This is a genomic window from Variovorax sp. IB41 (genome assembly GCF_016405905.1).
In the GTDB taxonomy this organism is placed as follows: Bacteria; Pseudomonadota; Gammaproteobacteria; order Burkholderiales; family Burkholderiaceae_C; genus Variovorax.
The window spans coordinates 46,243-62,917 of record NZ_JAEFCB010000016.1 but is presented as its reverse complement, the minus strand read 5'-3'; the positions used below and the strand labels follow the sequence as shown (position 1 = coordinate 62,917).

Sequence of the window (16,675 nt, the reverse complement as noted above, 5' to 3'; positions counted from 1 at the left end):
CTCGGAAAGCAAATTCAAAAAGTCGTTCACCTCGCAGGAGCAGGTCGATGACTGACAACGCCCCCCCACCGGAAGACGACCGCACAAGAGTCGTCTCCCGCCAGGCTCCGCAGCCGGTGACTGGCGGCGACACCGCCGCAACCGTCATCAGCGCCGGCGTGACAAGCCTGTCGAACGTCCCCGTCACCAACCCGGCATCGAGCACGCACGAAGCCGGCCTCCTCCCCGTAGGCAGCCGCCTCGCAGAATTCGAGATCACCCGCGTCATCGGCCAGGGCGGCTTCGGCGTCGTCTACGAAGCCTGGGACCACGACCTGGAACGCGTCGTGGCCGTCAAGGAGTACCTGCCAACGTCTCTCTCGACAAGGCAGAACGACGGCACCGTCGTCCCCCTCTCGGAGCGCCACCGCGAAACCTTCGACCTGGGCATGCGCAGCTTCATCAACGAAGCGCGCCTCCTCGCCCAGTTCGACCACCCCTCGCTCCTGAAGGTCTACAGGTTCTGGCAGGAGCGCGGCACCACGTACATGGTGATGCCCTTCTACCGGGGCGACACGCTCAGGGAAGCGTTGGTCGCCATCCCCGCGGGCGTCGACGAGTCATGGCTCATCCGCATCATGGACGGCGTGACCCAGGCATTGGGCGTGATGCACAACGCCAACTGCTACCACCGCGACATCGCGCCCGACAACATCATCCTGCTCGAAGGCTCGGGCCGACCGGTGGTGCTCGACTTCGGCGCCGCGCGCCGCGTGATCACCGACAAGACGCAGGCGATCACCGTCATCCTCAAACCCGGCTATGCGCCCATCGAGCAATACGCCGAGATGCCCGACATGTCGCAGGGCGCCTGGACCGACGTCTACGCGCTCGCGGCCGTGATGCACGTGGCCGTGTGCGGCCGCGCGCCGCCGCCGTCGGTGGCGCGCCTTTTGTCCGACAGCTACGTGCCGCTCGCGGGCAACGACATCCTGCGCCAGCGCTACAGCCTGAAGCTGCTGCAGGCGATCGACGCGGGCCTGGGCGTGCGGCCCGAGCAGCGGCCGCAGTCGATGGCCGAGCTGCGCGCGGCACTCGACCTGGAAGTCGGCCACAGCATCGCGCCGACACCGCGCACGCAGCCGCCTTCGGGCGCGCGCACGGGCGGCAACAACAGCAACTCGAATGCGAATGCGGCCACGGTCATCGGCGGCAAGAAGGCACCTCCGCCAGCGCCCGCACCCGGCAGCGGCAACAGCGGCGCGGGCAAGGGCAAAGCGGTTGCGGCCATTGCCTCGATCGCCGTCGTCGCGGCCATCGCCGGCGGCGGCTGGTGGTGGTACCAGGGCCGCACCGCGGCCACGGGCGACGACGTGGCCGGCGGCAAGGGCAAGGCGACCGACATCACGACCGCGCCGCCACCGCCGCAGCAGGACATCAAGGTGACGACCGCACCACCGCCACCGCCTCCACCGCCACCGCCCCCTCCGGCGCCGCGCACGCCGCTCGAATCGCTGCAGTCGCTCGCGGCGGGCGCCGCGCCCGGCTTCGAGGTCACGGCCACCGCGAAGAAGCCCGAGGTCAACATCGGCAAGGACAAGCTCGCCTTCGAGGTCCGCAGCAAGCGCGACGGCTTCGTCTACGTGTTCCTTCTGTCCAGCGGCGGCGAGATGTTCCTCCTGTTCCCGAACCTGCTGGACAAGTACAACAAGATCACCGCCAACAGCGCGCTCGCGCTGCCGCGCGCCTCGTGGCCGATGGACGCGGGCGGCCCCGCCGGCACCAACCAGTTCGCGGTGCTCGTGAGCGAGCACGAGCGCGACTTCAGTGCTTCCGGCGTGCAGAACGACGGCGTGTTTCCGCAGTTCCCGCTGCCGGTGCTCTCGGCGCTCGAAGCCACGCGCGGCACCGGTGCGTCGCCGCTGCTGGGCAAGCCGACCTGCGCGCCAGGCGCTCCATGCAACGACGTCTATGGCGTCGCGAATTTCAAAATCGTCGAGAAGTAATCGTCTGTAGAGCGTTGGCCCTGCGATGGGCCGCTTTTTCCGGACAAGGAGACTTTCATGCATACCTCACAGTCGCCACGCTTGACCACCACGCTGCTTCGCTGGGCCGCCTTCGCGGCCGTCGCATCGCTGGCAGGCTGCGCCAACACGCCACCGGCCGCGACCTCCGCCACCACGGCCGCCACCGACACGACCGCGGCCGGCACCAGTTCGCGCCCGGCCTCCACCGGCGCGAGCGTGGCCGGTCAGGCGCGCACCTTCTCGACCCAGCTGGCCACCTACACCTCGGTGAGCTTCGATGCGATGCCGGGCTGGTCGCGCGACGATTTCTCCGAGACCTGGCCCGCGTTCCTCGGTAGCTGCAAGGTGCTCACCGGCCGCGGCGCCGAGTGGAAAGAGGTGTGCGACCGCGCCGCCAAGGTCGATGGCAAGAACCGCAACGCCATCCGCAGCTTCTTCGAGAGCGAGTTCTCGGCCTACCAGATCCGCGACGACGACCGCAAGCCCGACGGCGTGGTCACCGGCTACTTCGAGCCCGAGATCGCGGGCAGCCGCACCTACGGCGCGCCGTTCATCTACCCCGTGTACGGCCAGCCCGAAGACATGCTGTTCGCCGACGCGCGCAAACTCCCGGCCGGCAGCGGCACGGTGGCCGCGAAGGTCGAGGGCCGCAACGTGGTGGTGCAAACGGGCCTGAGCACGCGCGACATGGGCGCGCCCGGCCTCTATGCGCTGGACCTCTCGGCGATCACCCGCGACACGCTGGACCGCAAGGTGCGCATGCGCATCGAGGGCAAGCAGCTGCTGCCGTACTACACCCGCGAAGAGATCGAGACCAAGGGCGCGCCCAACGCCAAGGTGCTGGCCTTCGTGAGCAGCGCCACCGCGCTCTACGAGATGCAGATCCAGGGCTCGGGCCGCATCAAGCTGGCCAACGGCGACACCATTCGCGTGGCCTACGCCGAGCAGAACGGCCAGCCGTTCCGCCCGACGATCGCGCAGGCCGCCAACGGCAAGCCGCGCAGCGCGGTGAAGGTGCGCGGCTCGTCGATCGAGCTGCAGCTGGACGATGGCGACGACGACGATGTCGGCAGCGTGGACAGCAGCGTCATCCGCACGCGCGGCTTCACGCTCGCGCGGCCCACCGCCAGCGGCGCGGTCGTGGTGCCGGGGCGCCGCACGGCCGGCGCGGTGACCGGCTCGGGCATCAAGGACCCGAGCTATGTGTTCTTCAAGGAATCGACCTCGCCCGTGGGCGGGCCGGTCGGCGCCTTCGGCGTGCCGCTGTCGGCGGGGCGCTCGATCGCGGTCGATCCGCGCAGCACGCCGCTGGGCTACCCGGTGTTCGTCTCGACCCGCACGCCCGGCAGCGGCGCACCGATGCAGCGCCTGACCATCGCGCAGGACACCGGCGGCGCGATCCGCGGTGCGGTGCGCGCCGACTATTTCTTCGGCAACGGCCAGGCGGCCGCGACCAACGCGCGCCGCATGAAGGAGCGCGGCCAGCTGTGGATTCTTCTACCGCGCGGCCTCGCCGTCGCGCAGGCCGCGGTGTCGTCGGCGATCCGCACGCGCGGCGGGCCGGTGGGCGCGGGCCTGGCGCAGTGCCTGGTGCCGAGCGAAGGTGTCTGCGTGGATGACTGATCCGGCCTTGGCCTAACGCTTGTCCCTTCATGCAGGAAACACTGTCGTCCGCGGAAAGCACTGAACTCGTCCGCCTCTGGCGGCGCAGGCAGACGCTGTCCTCGAACGACATGGGCACCATGTACCGCATCGTGGGCGATGCGCTCGTGGCCTGCAATCCGCCCGAACTGCAGGTGCTGGGCGAGGGGCGCAAGGAGCTCGTCGCGCAGTTCATCTATGTGAAGGTGCTGCGGCTCGATGCCGATCCCGATGAAGCGGACGAACGCGCGAGCCACAGCGCGCCCTCGACCGCCTTCGCCTTGTGCGCGTATTTCCGGCGCTACCTGATCGACTGCACGCGTGCGAGCTCGTTCCGCCGCAAGCTCTCCATCGGCGACCAGATCACCGAGGCGCAGCTCGAGGACGAGATCGGCGCCGGCGACGACCTGGACGGGTGCCTGGCCGAACACGGCCTGAGCGCGCAAGCCGTGCAGCTGGCCGCGCGCGCCTTCATCGCCGAACTGCCCGAGCCCGAGCGCATCCTCCTGTGCGAGGGCTTCGGCAAGGAAGCCGAGGGCGGGCTCTCGGGCATCGCCTCGCGCCATGCCATCGCCTCGTACCACTACCGCGCGGGGCGCCTGGGCCTGGTGCACAAGCGCGAGGGCCTCACCGCCGACTACGCCAAGACCCGGCTGGGCGGCTGGCTCCAGCAGACCCTGGGCATCGCCATCGAGGCGGAAAACATGGCAGCGATCCTGCAGGTTTTCAAAATCCTCGGTGCTGAAGCGTCTTATGCCTGAAGACATAGCCATTCAGGAACAGACCGCCATGAACACCGAACTCTGGCCCCCGCTCAGCGTGATCCGCAACGCGTTCGAAACCGGCGCCGTCGCCGTGCCCGACGTGTCCGCGGGCGTGGCCACGGTGGCCATGCCGGGGGCCGCGCCCCCCACCACGCCGCACGCTGCACCGGTGGCGACGCCCGCGCTGCACGACCTGCTGCTCCCTCTCACCGAATTGGCCCGGCGCCGCGAGGCTGTCGCCCAGCGCGCCTTCACCGCACGCTGGGCGCCGGGCCGCCTCGTCAGCGTGCTGCACGACGGGCGATTGCTCGGCGTGCTGCTGGACCGCTGCATCCAGGGCGACGTCTGGCAGGGCTGGATGGCCGCGGGCGAGGCCGACTGGGCCGGTGCCTTCGACGTGCTGCTCGAGCCCGACGACGAACCTTTCGAGCCGGCCTTCGGGCTCGTCCAGGCCTGGAACGTGCTGACGCTCGAGCCCAGCCCGCAGCTGTGCGCGCGCGTGCTCGGCGAGGTCTCGGCCACGCGGCTCGCGGCGATCCGCGCGGTGCACGACGAGTGGGCCGCGCAGAAGGCGCTGGCCATCGCGCCCGAGCCCGGCCGCATCGCGCTGCGCACCGTGGGCGGCGTGTTCTCGGTGCTTTCCGGAACGCCGCTCGGCGCGCAGGACCCGCGCGCCGATTACCAGGCGCTGTACCGCACCGTCGGCCTGCAGCTGGGCTCGGCGCCGACGCAGTCGGCCAAGGCGGCGCCCACTTCGCCCGCGTCCCCGCGCGCCCGGCCGCAGGCGCGGCCCGAAGGCGGCTGGTGGGGCAGCATCCGCCGCTGGTTCGGCGCCGATGGATGGATGCGGCCCGCGTTCGCGGTGCTCGCCCTGTGCGTCGTCGTGCAGAACGTCGGCCTGCTCGGTGGGCGCGGATCGCAAGAGGACGACGTGCGCTTTCGCAACGTGCCCACGGCGCCCGATGCGAGCGCGGCAGCGCGTGCCAACCTGGTCGTGCGCTGGAAGGACGGCGTGCGCATCGACGAGGCCGACCGCCTGCTGCGCAGCATGTCGGCCGAAGTGGTCGGCGGGCCGGGCACGAACGGCGTGTGGCGGTTGCATGTGGAAGATCCGGTCGGCGGGCTGTCGCTGCTCGCGGCCTCGCCGCTGGTCGAATCGGCCGGGCCGGCCTCGGAGCGGCCATGACCCGCGCCGCGCGTTGCCTGCGGGTGCTGCTGGCGCTGATGCTTCTTGCATCCGGCGGCACCGCCTTCGCAGTCCAACGCGCGCTGCTCGTCGGCGTCTCCGAACTCGTCAACCAGCCGCAGGCCCTCTGGCTCCAAGCGCCGCGCAACGACGTGATGCTGATGCGCGACGCGCTGCTCAAGCAGGGCTTCGCGCCCGCCGACATCACCGTGCTCGCCGATGGCGTGAGCGGCTCCGTGCTGCCCGAATCGCAGGCCATCCACGAAGCACTCGGCCGGCTGCTCGCGCAATCGAAGAGCGGCGATTTCGTGCTGCTTTATTTCTCCGGCCACGGCACGCGCCTGCGCGACAGCAACAAGCGCTACCAGGAGCCCGACGGCCTCTCCGAGAACTTCCTCGCGCGCGACGTGCGCGGCACGCTCGGCGCCGACAACGCGTTGACCGGCGACCTGCGCGATGCCGATTTCGACGCCTGGATTCAAGCCTTCCTCGCGCGCAACGTGTTCGTCGCCTCGGTCTTCGACACCTGCTCGGCGAACTCGATGACGCGCAGCACGACCGATGCACCGGCCATCGCCGAAGGACCGCCCGACGACCAGGTGCGCTGGCGGGGTCTGCGCACCGCGCAGCTGACCGGCGCGCCCGGCCCCGCGGCGCGCGCGGTCATGACGCGTCCCACCGTGACCGACCCCGTGCCGCGCGCCCGCTACGTCGCGCTCTTCGCCTCGGAAAGCCACCAGATCACCCCCGAGCTGCGCCTGCCGCGCAAGAACCGCAACGCGCGCCCGCAGGGCCTCCTGACCTGGGCTGTGGTCGAGGCGCTTTCGCGCAAGCCGGCCACGTGGCGCGATTTGTTCGACGGCGTGCTGGCCGTCTATCCGCCGGTGATCGACGAACTGGCACAGCGCTTTCCCACGCGCGAACTGCCCTCGCCGGTAGCGGAGGGCAACCTCGACGCGCCGATCTTCGCGAACCGCGCGCAGGCCGTGTCGACGCGGCCCGTGTGGCGCGCGCAACGCTCGGGCGACACGCTCACGCTGCAGGCCGGCCAGCTCGACGGCCTGGTGGCACAGCAGCCGCTGCGCGTGCTGGCCACGATGGACGACGGCACCGTGCGCAGCGCCGAAGGCACGCTCACGCAGGCCTTCGCCGACAAGGCGCGCATGGCCGTGCCGCCCGCGTTGCGCGAACTGCCCGGCGCCGCGCTCTGGAACATCACGCCGCTGGGCGAGCCGGCCGCGGTCGCGCTGCGCGTGCGCGCGGAGCAGGGGCTGCCGCCGGGCCTGAGCCTCGAGTACCCCGCTTCCGTCATCGCGGTGAACGATGCCGATGGCGCCGACGTGCGATGGAGCGGCGCACGGCTCGAAGTGCTGTCGCCATCGCTCGGCGCGGGCGCGAAGCCAGCGCCCACCGACGCGGCCACGGCGCGCCGCCGCCTCGAAACGCTGGCCCGCCTCAAGTGGCTCAACCAGCTCTACACGATCGCCAAGGACGCGCAGTTCGACGGCTTCGATGCGGTGTTCGAAGTCTGGAGCGGCGACCGCCTCGTGCGCAGCGGCTCCGCGCAGCAGGTCGACGCGAAGCTGCTGCCGCTGCGCAGCGGCGAGCGCGCAGTGCTCAACGTGCGCAACACCAGCGCGCGCTCGGTGGACCTGGTCATTGTCGGCATCGACCCGCAGGGCGGCGCGCGCCAGGTCTTCCCCGAGGACCCAGGCGAGACCAACCGCTTCAAGCGCGGCACGCGCGAGGCGCCGGCCGTCAAGCGCTTCGAGCTGCCGTGGTTCAACGCCGAGGGCGGCCGGCTGCTGGTGCTGGCCACGCCCGCGGCGCCGTACAGCGCGCCGCGCCTGTTCGGCACGGGCGCGGGCGATGCGGTCGCGGGGGGCGCGGGGGGCGCTGGGATCGCGGAAGTGCGCGTGCGCGGCGCGCTGCAACCCGAGGGCGAGCGGCAGACCTTCGCCGCGATGGTTCATTGGGCGGGCGAAGTCTCGGCCGCCAAGTAGCGACGACGCATCACCCGTTCGTCACCGAATTTTTCTCAGGAGATCGACATGAGCTGGACCTACGATGGAAAACTGGACCCCGACGAGGCCCTGCGCCTGCTGGACTACCTGTCGGGCGAATCGGGCAACGACTTCTCGATGATGATCGAGAGCAAGGGAACGCCGATCGAGGGCGAGTCGGTGCGCACCTACGAAGACGGCAAGCAGCGCATGGACATCGGCGGCTACTCGTACAAGTCCGACGTGGTCATCCCGCCCGGCTCCAGCAAGGGCAAGCTGCGCAACTACTCCTTCATCGTGATCCGCGACTGCGATGCGGCCACGGCCTCCATCGCGAGCCTGCTCAAGAGCCAGGACGCGGACCTGAAGGTGACGGTGTCGGTCTTCAAGGCCGGCGGCGACAGCTCGAAAGACCTGCAGTCGCATCTTGAATTCGTGCTCGAGGGCGCGCGCGTGAACTGCCACGCCATCGTGACCGGCGGCACGCCCAAGCGGCCGTGCGACCTCATCTTCTTCGACTACACGAAGCTGGAGATCCGCTCGGCGCCGCAGCAAAAGACCGGCGCGCGCGGGGCCGTGCGCACCTGCACCTTCACGGGCAACTGATATGACCACGTCCGCCGAACTTTTGAAGTCCGCCGACCCCGTGGCCGCGCTCAAGGCGCTGAGCGACGAGGTGCGCGCCAAGCCCTCGGACAGCAAGCACCGCGTCTTCATGGCGCAACTGCTCTGCGTCATGGGCCAGTGGGAGCGTGCGCTCAACCAGCTCACCGTCGCGGCCGAACTCGATGCGCTGGCCGTTCCGATGAAGCAGGTGTACGGCGACGCCGTGCGCTGCGAGGGCCTGCGCGCCGAGGTGTTCGCCGGCACGCGCACGCCCATGATCTTCGGCCAGCCCGACGAGTGGCTGGCGCTTCTCATCGAGTCGCTGCTGCGGCAAGGGCGCGGCGAGAGCGAGCTGGCCGAGGACCTGCGCCAGCGCGCGTTCGACGGCGCGCCCGCCATCGCGGGCACCATCGACGGCGTGCCCTTCGAGTGGCTCGCCGATGCCGACATGCGCCTGGGCCCCGTGCTGGAAGCCTTCGTCAACGGCAAGTACTACTGGATTCCCTACGCGCGGCTCGCGCACGTGAAGATCGAGCCGCCCGAGGACCTGCGCGACTGCGTCTGGATGCCCGCGCACCTGCAGTTCGAGAACGGCGGCGAAACCCTCGCGCTCATTCCCACGCGCTACGAAGGCACCGAGAAGAGCGAAGACGGCGAGCTGCGCCTGGCACGCAAGACCGAGTGGCGCGAGCTGCGCCCCGAGGTGTGGGCCGGCACCGGCCAGCGCGTGCTCGGCAGCGATGCCGGCGAGTACGCGCTGATGGACGTGCGCGAGATCCTCTTCAACCCGGTGGCTTCCGCCGAAGAAGCAGCACCGGAGGAAGGCACCGAAAGCGGAGGCGGCTGACGTGGCCGAGCTCACTGCCCAGGAGCGCCTGCAGCCCTCGCTGCTCGACCGCCTGGTGGACAACGCGCCGACCGAGAAACGCGAGAGCGACGAGAAGCGCACGCTCACCAAGCAGGCGCTGCGCGCGGCCGTGCTGCGCGACCTGAGCTGGCTCTTCAACGCCACGGGTTTCGGCCTCGCGATGGACGACAAGCAGTACCCGAATGCGGCGCGCTCGGTCATCAACTACGGATTGCCTATGCTGTCTGGCCAGTTCACCTCGTCGGTGCAGCGTGTCAGCATGGAACAGGCTTTGAAGAACGCAATCCTGCAGTTCGAGCCGCGCATTTTGTCCCGCACTCTCGAAGTGGAACTCGTCATGGAAGGCTCGGCACTGGACTCGCACAACAGCATCGGCCTGCAGATCCGCGGCATGCTGTGGGCGCAACCCGTGCCGCTGGAGTTCCTGATGCGAAGCCGTGTAGACCTGGAAGAAGGACGCATCGAGATCGTGGACATGGCGCAAAACCCAAGGTAAGTCCTGACATGGACCCTCGGCTGCTGAACCTGTATGAACAGGAACTGCGCTATTTCCGCGAGAGCTCTTCGGAGTTCGCACGCGCCTTTCCGAAGATTGCGCATCGGCTTGGCATCGAAGGCCAGGAAGTTGCTGACCCGTACGTCGAGCGCTTGATCGAGGCCACGGCGTTCCTCTCGGCGCGCGTCAATCTCAAGCTCGATGCCGAGTACCCGCGCTTCACGGGGCACCTGCTCGACATCGTCTATCCGAATTTCCTGGCGCCGACGCCCGCGATGGCGGTGGTGTCCTTCGCGCCCGATCTCGACGACGCCAATCTCGCAACCGGCCCGAAGCTGCCGCGCGGCGCGGGCCTGCGCGCACGCCAGGCCGTGGGGCAGAACACGCACTGCGAATTCCGCACATCGAGCGCGCTGCGCATCTGGCCGATGGAAGTGCAGCGCGCGCAGTACTTCACTTATGCGCCCGACCTGCCGCTGGCCACGCACCCGCAGTCGCGCGCGATCCGCGGTGGTTTGCGCATCGCGCTGCGCGCGACGGCCGGACTCAAGTTCAACCAGATCGCGCTCGACGACCTGGTGCTGCATCTGGGCGGCGCCGAAGACGTGGCGTGGCAGCTGCAGGAATGCGCGCTGGGCCAGCCCATCGGCGTGATGGTGCGGCCGCTGTCGCCGACCGGCGCGCTGCAGGGCGCGGCGCAGAGCCTGCCCGCGAGCGCGATCCAGCCCGTCGGCTTCGAGGACGACGAGGCGCTGCTGCCGGTCACGGCCACGGGCTTCTCGGGCTTTCGTCTGTTGCAGGAGTACTTCGCGTTTCCGCAGCGCTTCCAGTTCCTGCGCATCGCGGGGCTGCAGGCACTGCTCGCGACGATGCCGGTCACCGAGATCGAACTCGTGCTGCTGTTCTCGCGCGGCGATGCGGCGCTGGAGAAACTGGTGAGCGCCGAGAACGTGCAGCTGCACTGCGTGCCCATCGTCAACCTGTTCAACAAGCGGCTCGATCGCGTGCCGCTCACCGAAGGCGTGAGCCAGTTCCACCTGGTGCCCGACCGCACGCGGCCGCAGGACTTCGAGGTGCACACCGTCACCGAGGTCATCGGCCACGGCGCGCCCGGCAAGGACGCCGAGGCGGCCGAGCAGCCGTTCCGCCCGTTCTACTCGGCCTTCCACGGCACGCGCCACAGCCACCCCGCGTACTTCACGACCACGCGCGAGCCGCGCATGCTGTCGGTGAGGCAGCGCACCGAAGGCCATCGCAGCAGCCACATCGGCTCCGAGGTCTACATGCAGATCGTCGATCCGCAGCAGGCGCCGTATGCGGCGATGCTGCGGCAGCTCGCGGTGAGCGCGCTGTGCACGAACCGCGACCTGCCGCTCCTGATGCCGCTGGGCCGCGACAACGATTTCGATTGCGTCGACTCCTTCCCCGTGCAGCGCGTGCGCATGGTGCGCGGCCCTTCGCGGCCGGTGTCGCCGGTGGTGAGCCAGGGGCTGGGCTGGCGCGTGGTCGATCACCTCGCGCTGAACTACCTCTCGATTTCCGACAGCACGCCGGAGCAGGGCGCCGCCGCGCTGCGCGAGACGCTGATGCTCTACGCCACGCATGCCGACGAGATGCGCCAGGGCCAGGTGCGCGGGCTCCTGTCCGTGAAGAGCAAGCCCGTGGCGCGCCGCCTGCCACTGAAGGGACCGATCGCTTTCGGGCGCGGCCTGGAGGTGACGCTGGAAGTCGACAAGGATGCGTTCCACGGCCACAGCGTGTTCCTCTTCGGTGCCGTGATGTCGCGCTTTCTCGCGCGCCATGTGGAGGTCAATCACTTCGTGGAGACCGTGCTGCGCGTGGCGGGCAAGGGCGAGACCATGCGATGGAGGCCGCTGTGCGGGACCCGGCAGATTCTGTAGGCACGCGCGTCGACAACGCGCTGCGCGGATGGTCAGCGGAGCCGTGGTCGTTCGATTACTTTGCGGTCATGCGCCGGCTGGAATCGGTGGCAGGCACCACGCCACGCTGGGGCCGCGCGCTGCTGCCGAGCGCGGAGCCCGTGCGCGTGGGGCAGGAGCCTTCGCTCTCGTTCGCGCCCGCGAGCTTCAGCCGCTTCGAGCCCGCGACCGCGTACTCGCCGCCGCGCCTGCGCCAGCATTTCTTCAGCTATGTCGGTCCCAACGGCCCGCTGCCGGTTCACCTGAGCGACTTCATCCGTGAGCGCAGCCTGAACCATGGCGATCCGACGTGGCTCGCGTTCCTGGACAGCTTTCTGCATCGCTTCTCGCTGCACTTCTACCGCGCATGGGCGCAGGCGCGGCCCGCGGTGGCGCTCGACCGGCCGGGCGAAGACCGCTTCAGGCTGCAGGTGGGCGCGTTCATCGGCACGGGCACGCCGGGGCGCATCGGGCGCGACGAGGTGCACGACGATGCGCGGCTGCATTTCTCGGGCTGGCTCGCGCGCCGCGTGCACAACGCCGAGAGCGTGGAGTCGGTGCTGTGCAGCTACTTCGGCGTGCCGGTGACGCTGGAGCGCTGGGTCGGCCACTGGATGCGCGTGCCCGCGGACGAGGTCACGCGGCTCGGGCGCGGCGAGAGCTCGCGCTCGATGGGCATGGGCGCGATGCTCGGCACCCGCGCGTGGGACCGGCAGCACCGCGTTCGCCTGCACATGGGGCCGCTCACGGTCGAGCAGTACCGCATGTTCCTGCCGACCGGCAATGCGCGCCCGGTGCTGCAGCGCTGGATGCAGCAGCTGCTGGGCGACGAACTCGAATGGGATGCCGAACTGATGCTCGAGAAGGCCGAGGTGCCGGTCACGCGCCTCGGACAGAAAACAGGCAACGCGCCGCGCCTGGGCTGGGTCTCGTGGCTCGGCGAGCGCAAGCGCGCGAAGGACGCGGCGGACGTGCGCATCGGCAACAGCTCGATGACGGTCCGGACTGCTGCGGGAGCTGCGGCATGACGACGACGACGCTCGGGTGTGCAGGCACGGCGGCGCACGCGGCCGCACTGGTGCAAGCGGCGGACCTGATGAAGGCGGGGAATCTCGAGGCGACCGACGAACTGCTCGCCCGCATTCTGGAAGCCGCGCCCGGCGACCCCGATGCCCTGCACTACCAGGGCGTGCTGCGCCATGCGCAGGGGCGCGACGCCGAGAGCATCGCGTTGATCGGGCGGTCGCTCACGCTGCAACCCGCGCAAAGCGGCGCTTGGAACAACCTGGGCAATCTGCTGGTCGATGCCGGCCGCGTCGACGATGCGATGCGTGCCTATGAAAACAGCGTGTCCTTTGCCAAGGGCGACGAAGGCGCCGACGCGCTGAGCAACATCGCGACGCTCGAATGCGGCAAAGGCCACTGGCAGGCGGCCGAGCGCGTCAGCCGCCGTGCGATCGAACTGCGGCCGACGTCCAGCGAGGCCTGGTACAACCTGTCGATCGCGTTGATGGAGCAGGGGCGCATCCAGGAGAGCGTCATCGCCAACAGCCGTGCGGTGCTGCTGCAGCCGCGCAACCTGAGCGCGCGCTCGAAGGTGATTCGCGCGCTGGAGCTGCTCCGCGAGAACGAGCAGGCCACCCGCATGTACCGGGAGTGGCTGGCCGAAGAACCAGGCAATCCCGTGGTCGCGCATCTGCTGGCCGCCTGCGAGGGGCATGCGCCCGAGCGCGCCAGCGACGGCTATGTGGAGACGTTGTTCGACAGCTACGCAGGAAGCTTCGACGCGAGCCTGGAGAAGCTGCACTACCGCGCCCCCGAACTGGTGGCGCGCGCGGTGCAGGACATGTATGGCCCGCCCGCCGCGCATCTGGCGGTGGTCGATGCCGGCTGCGGCACCGGCCTGTGCGCCCCGCTGCTGCGGCCCTGGGCCTCGCACCTGGCCGGCTGCGACCTGTCGGTCGGCATGCTGCAGCGCGCGGAGCAGCGCGGCGGCTACGACGTGCTGCACAAGGCCGAACTCACCCACTACCTGCACACACAGCCCGCCCGGTTCGACCTGGTGGCATCGGCCGACACGCTGTGCTATTTCGGCGATCTGCACGAAGTGCTGGCGGCCGCCGCACGGGCACTGCGTCCCGAGGGCGGCGTGGTGTTCACGGTCGAGGCCATGGACGGGGGGCGGGACGATTTCAAGATCGAGGGCAGCGGCCGCTACCGCCATGCGGCGGCGCATGTCGAGGCCTGTCTTGCGGCCGCCGGTTTCGGCGGCGTTCGCATCGCGCCGATCGTTCCGCGCCGCGAGGCGGGGCGGAACGTGCAGGGCTGGCTGGCCAGCGCAAGGCTCGCGGCCCCACCCTGAATTCGCCCACACATCGCCGAACGTCCTTCATTCAAATTTCCCGGCATGAATCGTCTTCAACAGAGATACGGAGTCTTCCATGAGTGAAATCAGTCGCACCGCCCTTTTCGGCAAACTCAACTCGCTGGCCTACAAGGCCATCGAAGGCGCCACGGTGTTCTGCAAGATGCGGGGCAATCCGTACGTGGAACTGGAGCACTGGTTCGCCCAGCTTCTGCAGGCGCAGGACTCAGACCTGCACCGCGTGATCCAGCACTACGGCCTCGATGTATCGGTGATCGCGAAGGACATGACCGCCGCGCTCGACCGCCTGCCGCGCGGCGCCACCGCGATCAGCGACTTCTCGCCGCACATCGAGAACGCCATCGAGCGCGCATGGACCTACGCCACGCTGCAGTTCGGCGAGGCGCAGGTGCGCACCGGCTACATCCTGGTGGGCATGCTCAAGACGCAGAGCCTGCGCAACCCTCTGTTCAATCTGTCCAAGCAGTTCGAGAAGATCAAGGTCGAGGACCTGGCCGACAACTTCCCCAAGGTGTGCGACGCCTCGCCCGAATCGCAGATGCGCGCGCAGGACGGCACCGGCATGGGCAGCGGCGCTCCGGGCGAAGACTCGGGCGCGATGGCGCCGGCCGCCATGGGCAAGGGCGATGCGCTCAAGAAGTTCGCGGTCGATCTCACCGAGAAAGCCAAGAAGGGCGAGATGGACCCGGTGACCGGACGCGACGAGGAGATACGCCAGATCGTGGACATCCTCATGCGCCGCCGCCAGAACAACCCGCTGTTGACCGGCGAGGCCGGCGTCGGCAAGACTGCGGTGGTCGAAGGCTTCGCGCAGCGCCTGGCGCGCGGCGACGTGCCGCCGCAACTGAAAGACGTGAAGCTGCTCACGCTGGACATCGGCTTGCTTCAGGCCGGCGCGAGCATGAAGGGCGAGTTCGAACAGCGCCTGCGCCAGGTGATCGACGAGGTGCAGAGCTCGCCGACGCCGATCATCCTTTTCATCGACGAGATCCACACGCTCGTGGGCGCGGGCGGCGCGGCCGGCACCGGCGATGCGGCCAACCTTCTGAAGCCCGCGCTCGCGCGCGGCAACCTGCGCACCATCGGCGCGACCACCTGGGCCGAGTACAAGAAGTACATCGAGAAAGACCCGGCGCTCACCCGCCGCTTCCAGGTCGTGCAGGTGCCCGAGCCCGACGAGGTGAAGGCGATATTGATGCTGCGCGGCGTGGCCAGTGTGCTGGAGAAGCACCACCGGGTGCAACTGCTGGACGAAGCGATCGAGGCGGCCGTGAAGCTCTCGCACCGCTACATTCCCGCGCGCCAGTTGCCCGACAAGGCGGTGAGCCTGCTCGACACGGCGTGTGCTCGCGTGGCCGTGTCGCAGCATGCGACGCCGCCCGAGGTGGAAGACTGCATGCGCCGCATCGAGGGCCTGACGGTCGAGCAGGAAATCATCGGCCGCGAGGCCACCATCGGCATCGACGTGACCAAGCGCTCGACGCAGGTGGAGGCGCTGCTGGTCGAATCGAAGCTGCAGCTCGAAGCGCTGAATGCACGCTGGCAGGAAGAAAAAGGGCTGGTCGACCGGCTGCTCGAATTGCGCAGCAAATTGCGTGCGGGCAACAAGCCGGTGGATGCGCCCGCGGATGCGGCCGCGGACGCCGCCGCTGCCGCTGCCGCTGCCGCCGCACCGGCGCACGACCGCGCCGCACTGCTCGCCGAGTTGCACGAGCTGCAGGCCAAGATCCACGCGGTGCAGGGCGAATCGCCACTCATCCTGCCGTCGGTCGACGAACAGGCCGTGGCCTCGGTGGTCGCGGACTGGACCGGCATTCCGGTCGGCCGCATGGTCAAGAACGAAGTCGAAGCGGTGCTCAAGCTCGCGGACACGCTCAACCAGCGCGTCATCGGCCAGAAGCACGGCCTGGAGATGATCGCGCGCCGCATCCAGACCTCGCGTGCGCGCCTCGATAACCCGCAAAAGCCCATCGGCGTGTTCATGCTGTGCGGCACCTCGGGCGTCGGCAAGACCGAGACCGCGCTGGCACTTGCGGAAGCGCTCTACGGCGGCGAGCAGAACATCATCACCATCAACATGAGCGAGTTCCAGGAGGCGCACACCGTCTCCACGCTCAAGGGCGCGCCGCCCGGCTATGTCGGTTACGGCGAGGGCGGCATCCTGACCGAGGCCGTGCGCCGCCGCCCCTACAGCGTGGTGCTGCTGGACGAAGTGGAGAAGGCCCACCCCGACGTGCACGAGATCTTCTTCCAGGTCTTCGACAAGGGCTGGATGGAAGACGGCGAGGGCCGCATGATCGACTTCAAGAACACGATCATTCTCTTGACCACCAACGCCGGCAGCGAGCTCGTGATGAGCATGTGCCGCGACCCCGAGTTGCTGCCCGATTCGAACGCGCTGGCCGATGCGCTGAAGGCGCCGCTCATGAAGGTGTTCCCGCCCGCGCTCCTGGGCCGCATCGTCACCATTCCCTATTACCCGCTGTCTCCGGACATGATGAAGAAGATCGTGCGGCTGCAGCTGGGCCGCATCAAGAAGCGCGTGGAGACCAACCACGGCGTGCCCTTCGAATACACCGAGGCGGTGATCGAGCAGGTGGTCGCGCGCTGCCAGGACCCTGAGTCGGGGGGGCGCGTGATCGACGCGATCCTGACCAACACGGTGCTGCCCACGATTTCTGTCGAGTACCTGCAACGTCTCGCGTCCGGTGGAGAAATCCGCCGCGTCGCGCTGGACGTGAAGGACGCCGACTTCACCTACGCGTTCGACTGACACCGCACTTACGCAAGAGACCAAGAC

At 69.2% G+C, this 16,675-nt stretch carries 12 protein-coding genes; all 12 read left to right on the top strand.

The window, feature by feature from the left end; translation table 11 throughout:
* Window positions 1–47 precede the first annotated feature (47 nt).
* The 12 genes from JC881_RS24235 to tssH all read left to right on the top strand — a co-directional run bounded on the left by JC881_RS24235 (window position 48) and on the right by tssH (window position 16,648).
* Window positions 48–1,985, top strand: a complete 1,938-nt coding sequence (locus tag JC881_RS24235) for a protein kinase domain-containing protein (RefSeq protein WP_198788272.1) — start codon at window positions 48–50, stop codon at window positions 1,983–1,985.
* A 57-nt stretch (window positions 1,986–2,042) separates the two neighbouring features.
* Window positions 2,043–3,629 carry a murein transglycosylase A gene (mltA, locus tag JC881_RS24230; RefSeq protein WP_198788271.1) on the top strand — a complete coding sequence of 529 codons (1,587 nt, stop codon included), beginning with the start codon at window positions 2,043–2,045 and terminating at the stop codon, window positions 3,627–3,629.
* Window positions 3,630–3,658: 29 nt separating this feature from the next.
* Window positions 3,659–4,408, top strand: coding sequence for a hypothetical protein (locus JC881_RS24225; protein WP_198788270.1), 750 nt, complete (start codon window positions 3,659–3,661; stop codon window positions 4,406–4,408).
* Between the two features lie 28 nt (window positions 4,409–4,436).
* Window positions 4,437–5,597 carry a hypothetical protein gene (locus JC881_RS24220; RefSeq protein ID WP_198788269.1) on the top strand — a complete coding sequence of 387 codons (1,161 nt, stop codon included), beginning with the start codon at window positions 4,437–4,439 and terminating at the stop codon, window positions 5,595–5,597.
* Complete coding sequence (locus JC881_RS24215) at window positions 5,594–7,600, top strand: caspase family protein (protein WP_233102005.1); 2,007 nt, start codon at window positions 5,594–5,596, stop codon at window positions 7,598–7,600. Before JC881_RS24220 ends, JC881_RS24215 begins: the two co-directional genes overlap by 4 nt.
* A 48-nt stretch (window positions 7,601–7,648) precedes the next feature.
* A complete protein-coding gene (locus tag JC881_RS24210) occupies window positions 7,649–8,206 on the top strand; it encodes a hypothetical protein (protein ID WP_198788268.1) in 558 nt (185 codons plus the stop codon).
* 1 nt (window position 8,207) lies between these two features.
* The gene (locus JC881_RS24205; protein ID WP_198788267.1) at window positions 8,208–9,053 is read left to right on the top strand and encodes a type VI secretion system accessory protein TagJ; all 846 of its coding nucleotides are present in this window, start codon (window positions 8,208–8,210) and stop codon (window positions 9,051–9,053) included.
* 1 nt (window position 9,054) lies between these two features.
* Complete coding sequence (gene tssE, locus JC881_RS24200) at window positions 9,055–9,570, top strand: type VI secretion system baseplate subunit TssE (protein WP_042582249.1); 516 nt, start codon at window positions 9,055–9,057, stop codon at window positions 9,568–9,570.
* Between the two features lie 8 nt (window positions 9,571–9,578).
* A complete protein-coding gene (gene tssF / locus JC881_RS24195) occupies window positions 9,579–11,471 on the top strand; it encodes a type VI secretion system baseplate subunit TssF (protein ID WP_198788266.1) in 1,893 nt (630 codons plus the stop codon).
* Window positions 11,435–12,517, top strand: a complete 1,083-nt coding sequence (tssG, locus tag JC881_RS24190; protein WP_198788265.1) for a type VI secretion system baseplate subunit TssG — start codon at window positions 11,435–11,437, stop codon at window positions 12,515–12,517. Before tssF ends, tssG begins: the two co-directional genes overlap by 37 nt.
* Window positions 12,514–13,851, top strand: a complete 1,338-nt coding sequence (locus tag JC881_RS24185; RefSeq protein ID WP_198788264.1) for a tetratricopeptide repeat protein — start codon at window positions 12,514–12,516, stop codon at window positions 13,849–13,851. The genes tssG and JC881_RS24185 overlap by 4 nt, the downstream gene beginning before the upstream one ends.
* Window positions 13,852–13,930: 79 nt before the next feature.
* Complete coding sequence (gene tssH, locus JC881_RS24180; protein WP_198788263.1) at window positions 13,931–16,648, top strand: type VI secretion system ATPase TssH; 2,718 nt, start codon at window positions 13,931–13,933, stop codon at window positions 16,646–16,648.
* The last annotated feature ends 27 nt before the right edge of the window (window positions 16,649–16,675 follow it).

Bases quoted from the DNA above. Each gene is read 5' to 3' on its own strand.
- tssF (WP_198788266.1), top strand. From the start codon at position 9,579: ATGGACCCTCGGCTGCTGAACCTGTATGAACAGGAACTGCGCTATTTC.
- JC881_RS24215 (WP_233102005.1), top strand. From the start codon at position 5,594: ATGACCCGCGCCGCGCGTTGCCTGCGGGTGCTGCTGGCGCTGATGCTT.
- JC881_RS24235 (WP_198788272.1), top strand. From the start codon at position 48: ATGACTGACAACGCCCCCCCACCGGAAGACGACCGCACAAGAGTCGTC.
- JC881_RS24225 (WP_198788270.1), top strand. From the start codon at position 3,659: ATGCAGGAAACACTGTCGTCCGCGGAAAGCACTGAACTCGTCCGCCTC.
- mltA (WP_198788271.1), top strand. From the start codon at position 2,043: ATGCATACCTCACAGTCGCCACGCTTGACCACCACGCTGCTTCGCTGG.
- JC881_RS24185 (WP_198788264.1), top strand. From the start codon at position 12,514: ATGACGACGACGACGCTCGGGTGTGCAGGCACGGCGGCGCACGCGGCC.
- tssH (WP_198788263.1), top strand. From the start codon at position 13,931: ATGAGTGAAATCAGTCGCACCGCCCTTTTCGGCAAACTCAACTCGCTG.
- JC881_RS24220 (WP_198788269.1), top strand. From the start codon at position 4,437: ATGAACACCGAACTCTGGCCCCCGCTCAGCGTGATCCGCAACGCGTTC.
- JC881_RS24205 (WP_198788267.1), top strand. From the start codon at position 8,208: ATGACCACGTCCGCCGAACTTTTGAAGTCCGCCGACCCCGTGGCCGCG.
- JC881_RS24210 (WP_198788268.1), top strand. From the start codon at position 7,649: ATGAGCTGGACCTACGATGGAAAACTGGACCCCGACGAGGCCCTGCGC.
- tssG (WP_198788265.1), top strand. From the start codon at position 11,435: ATGGAGGCCGCTGTGCGGGACCCGGCAGATTCTGTAGGCACGCGCGTC.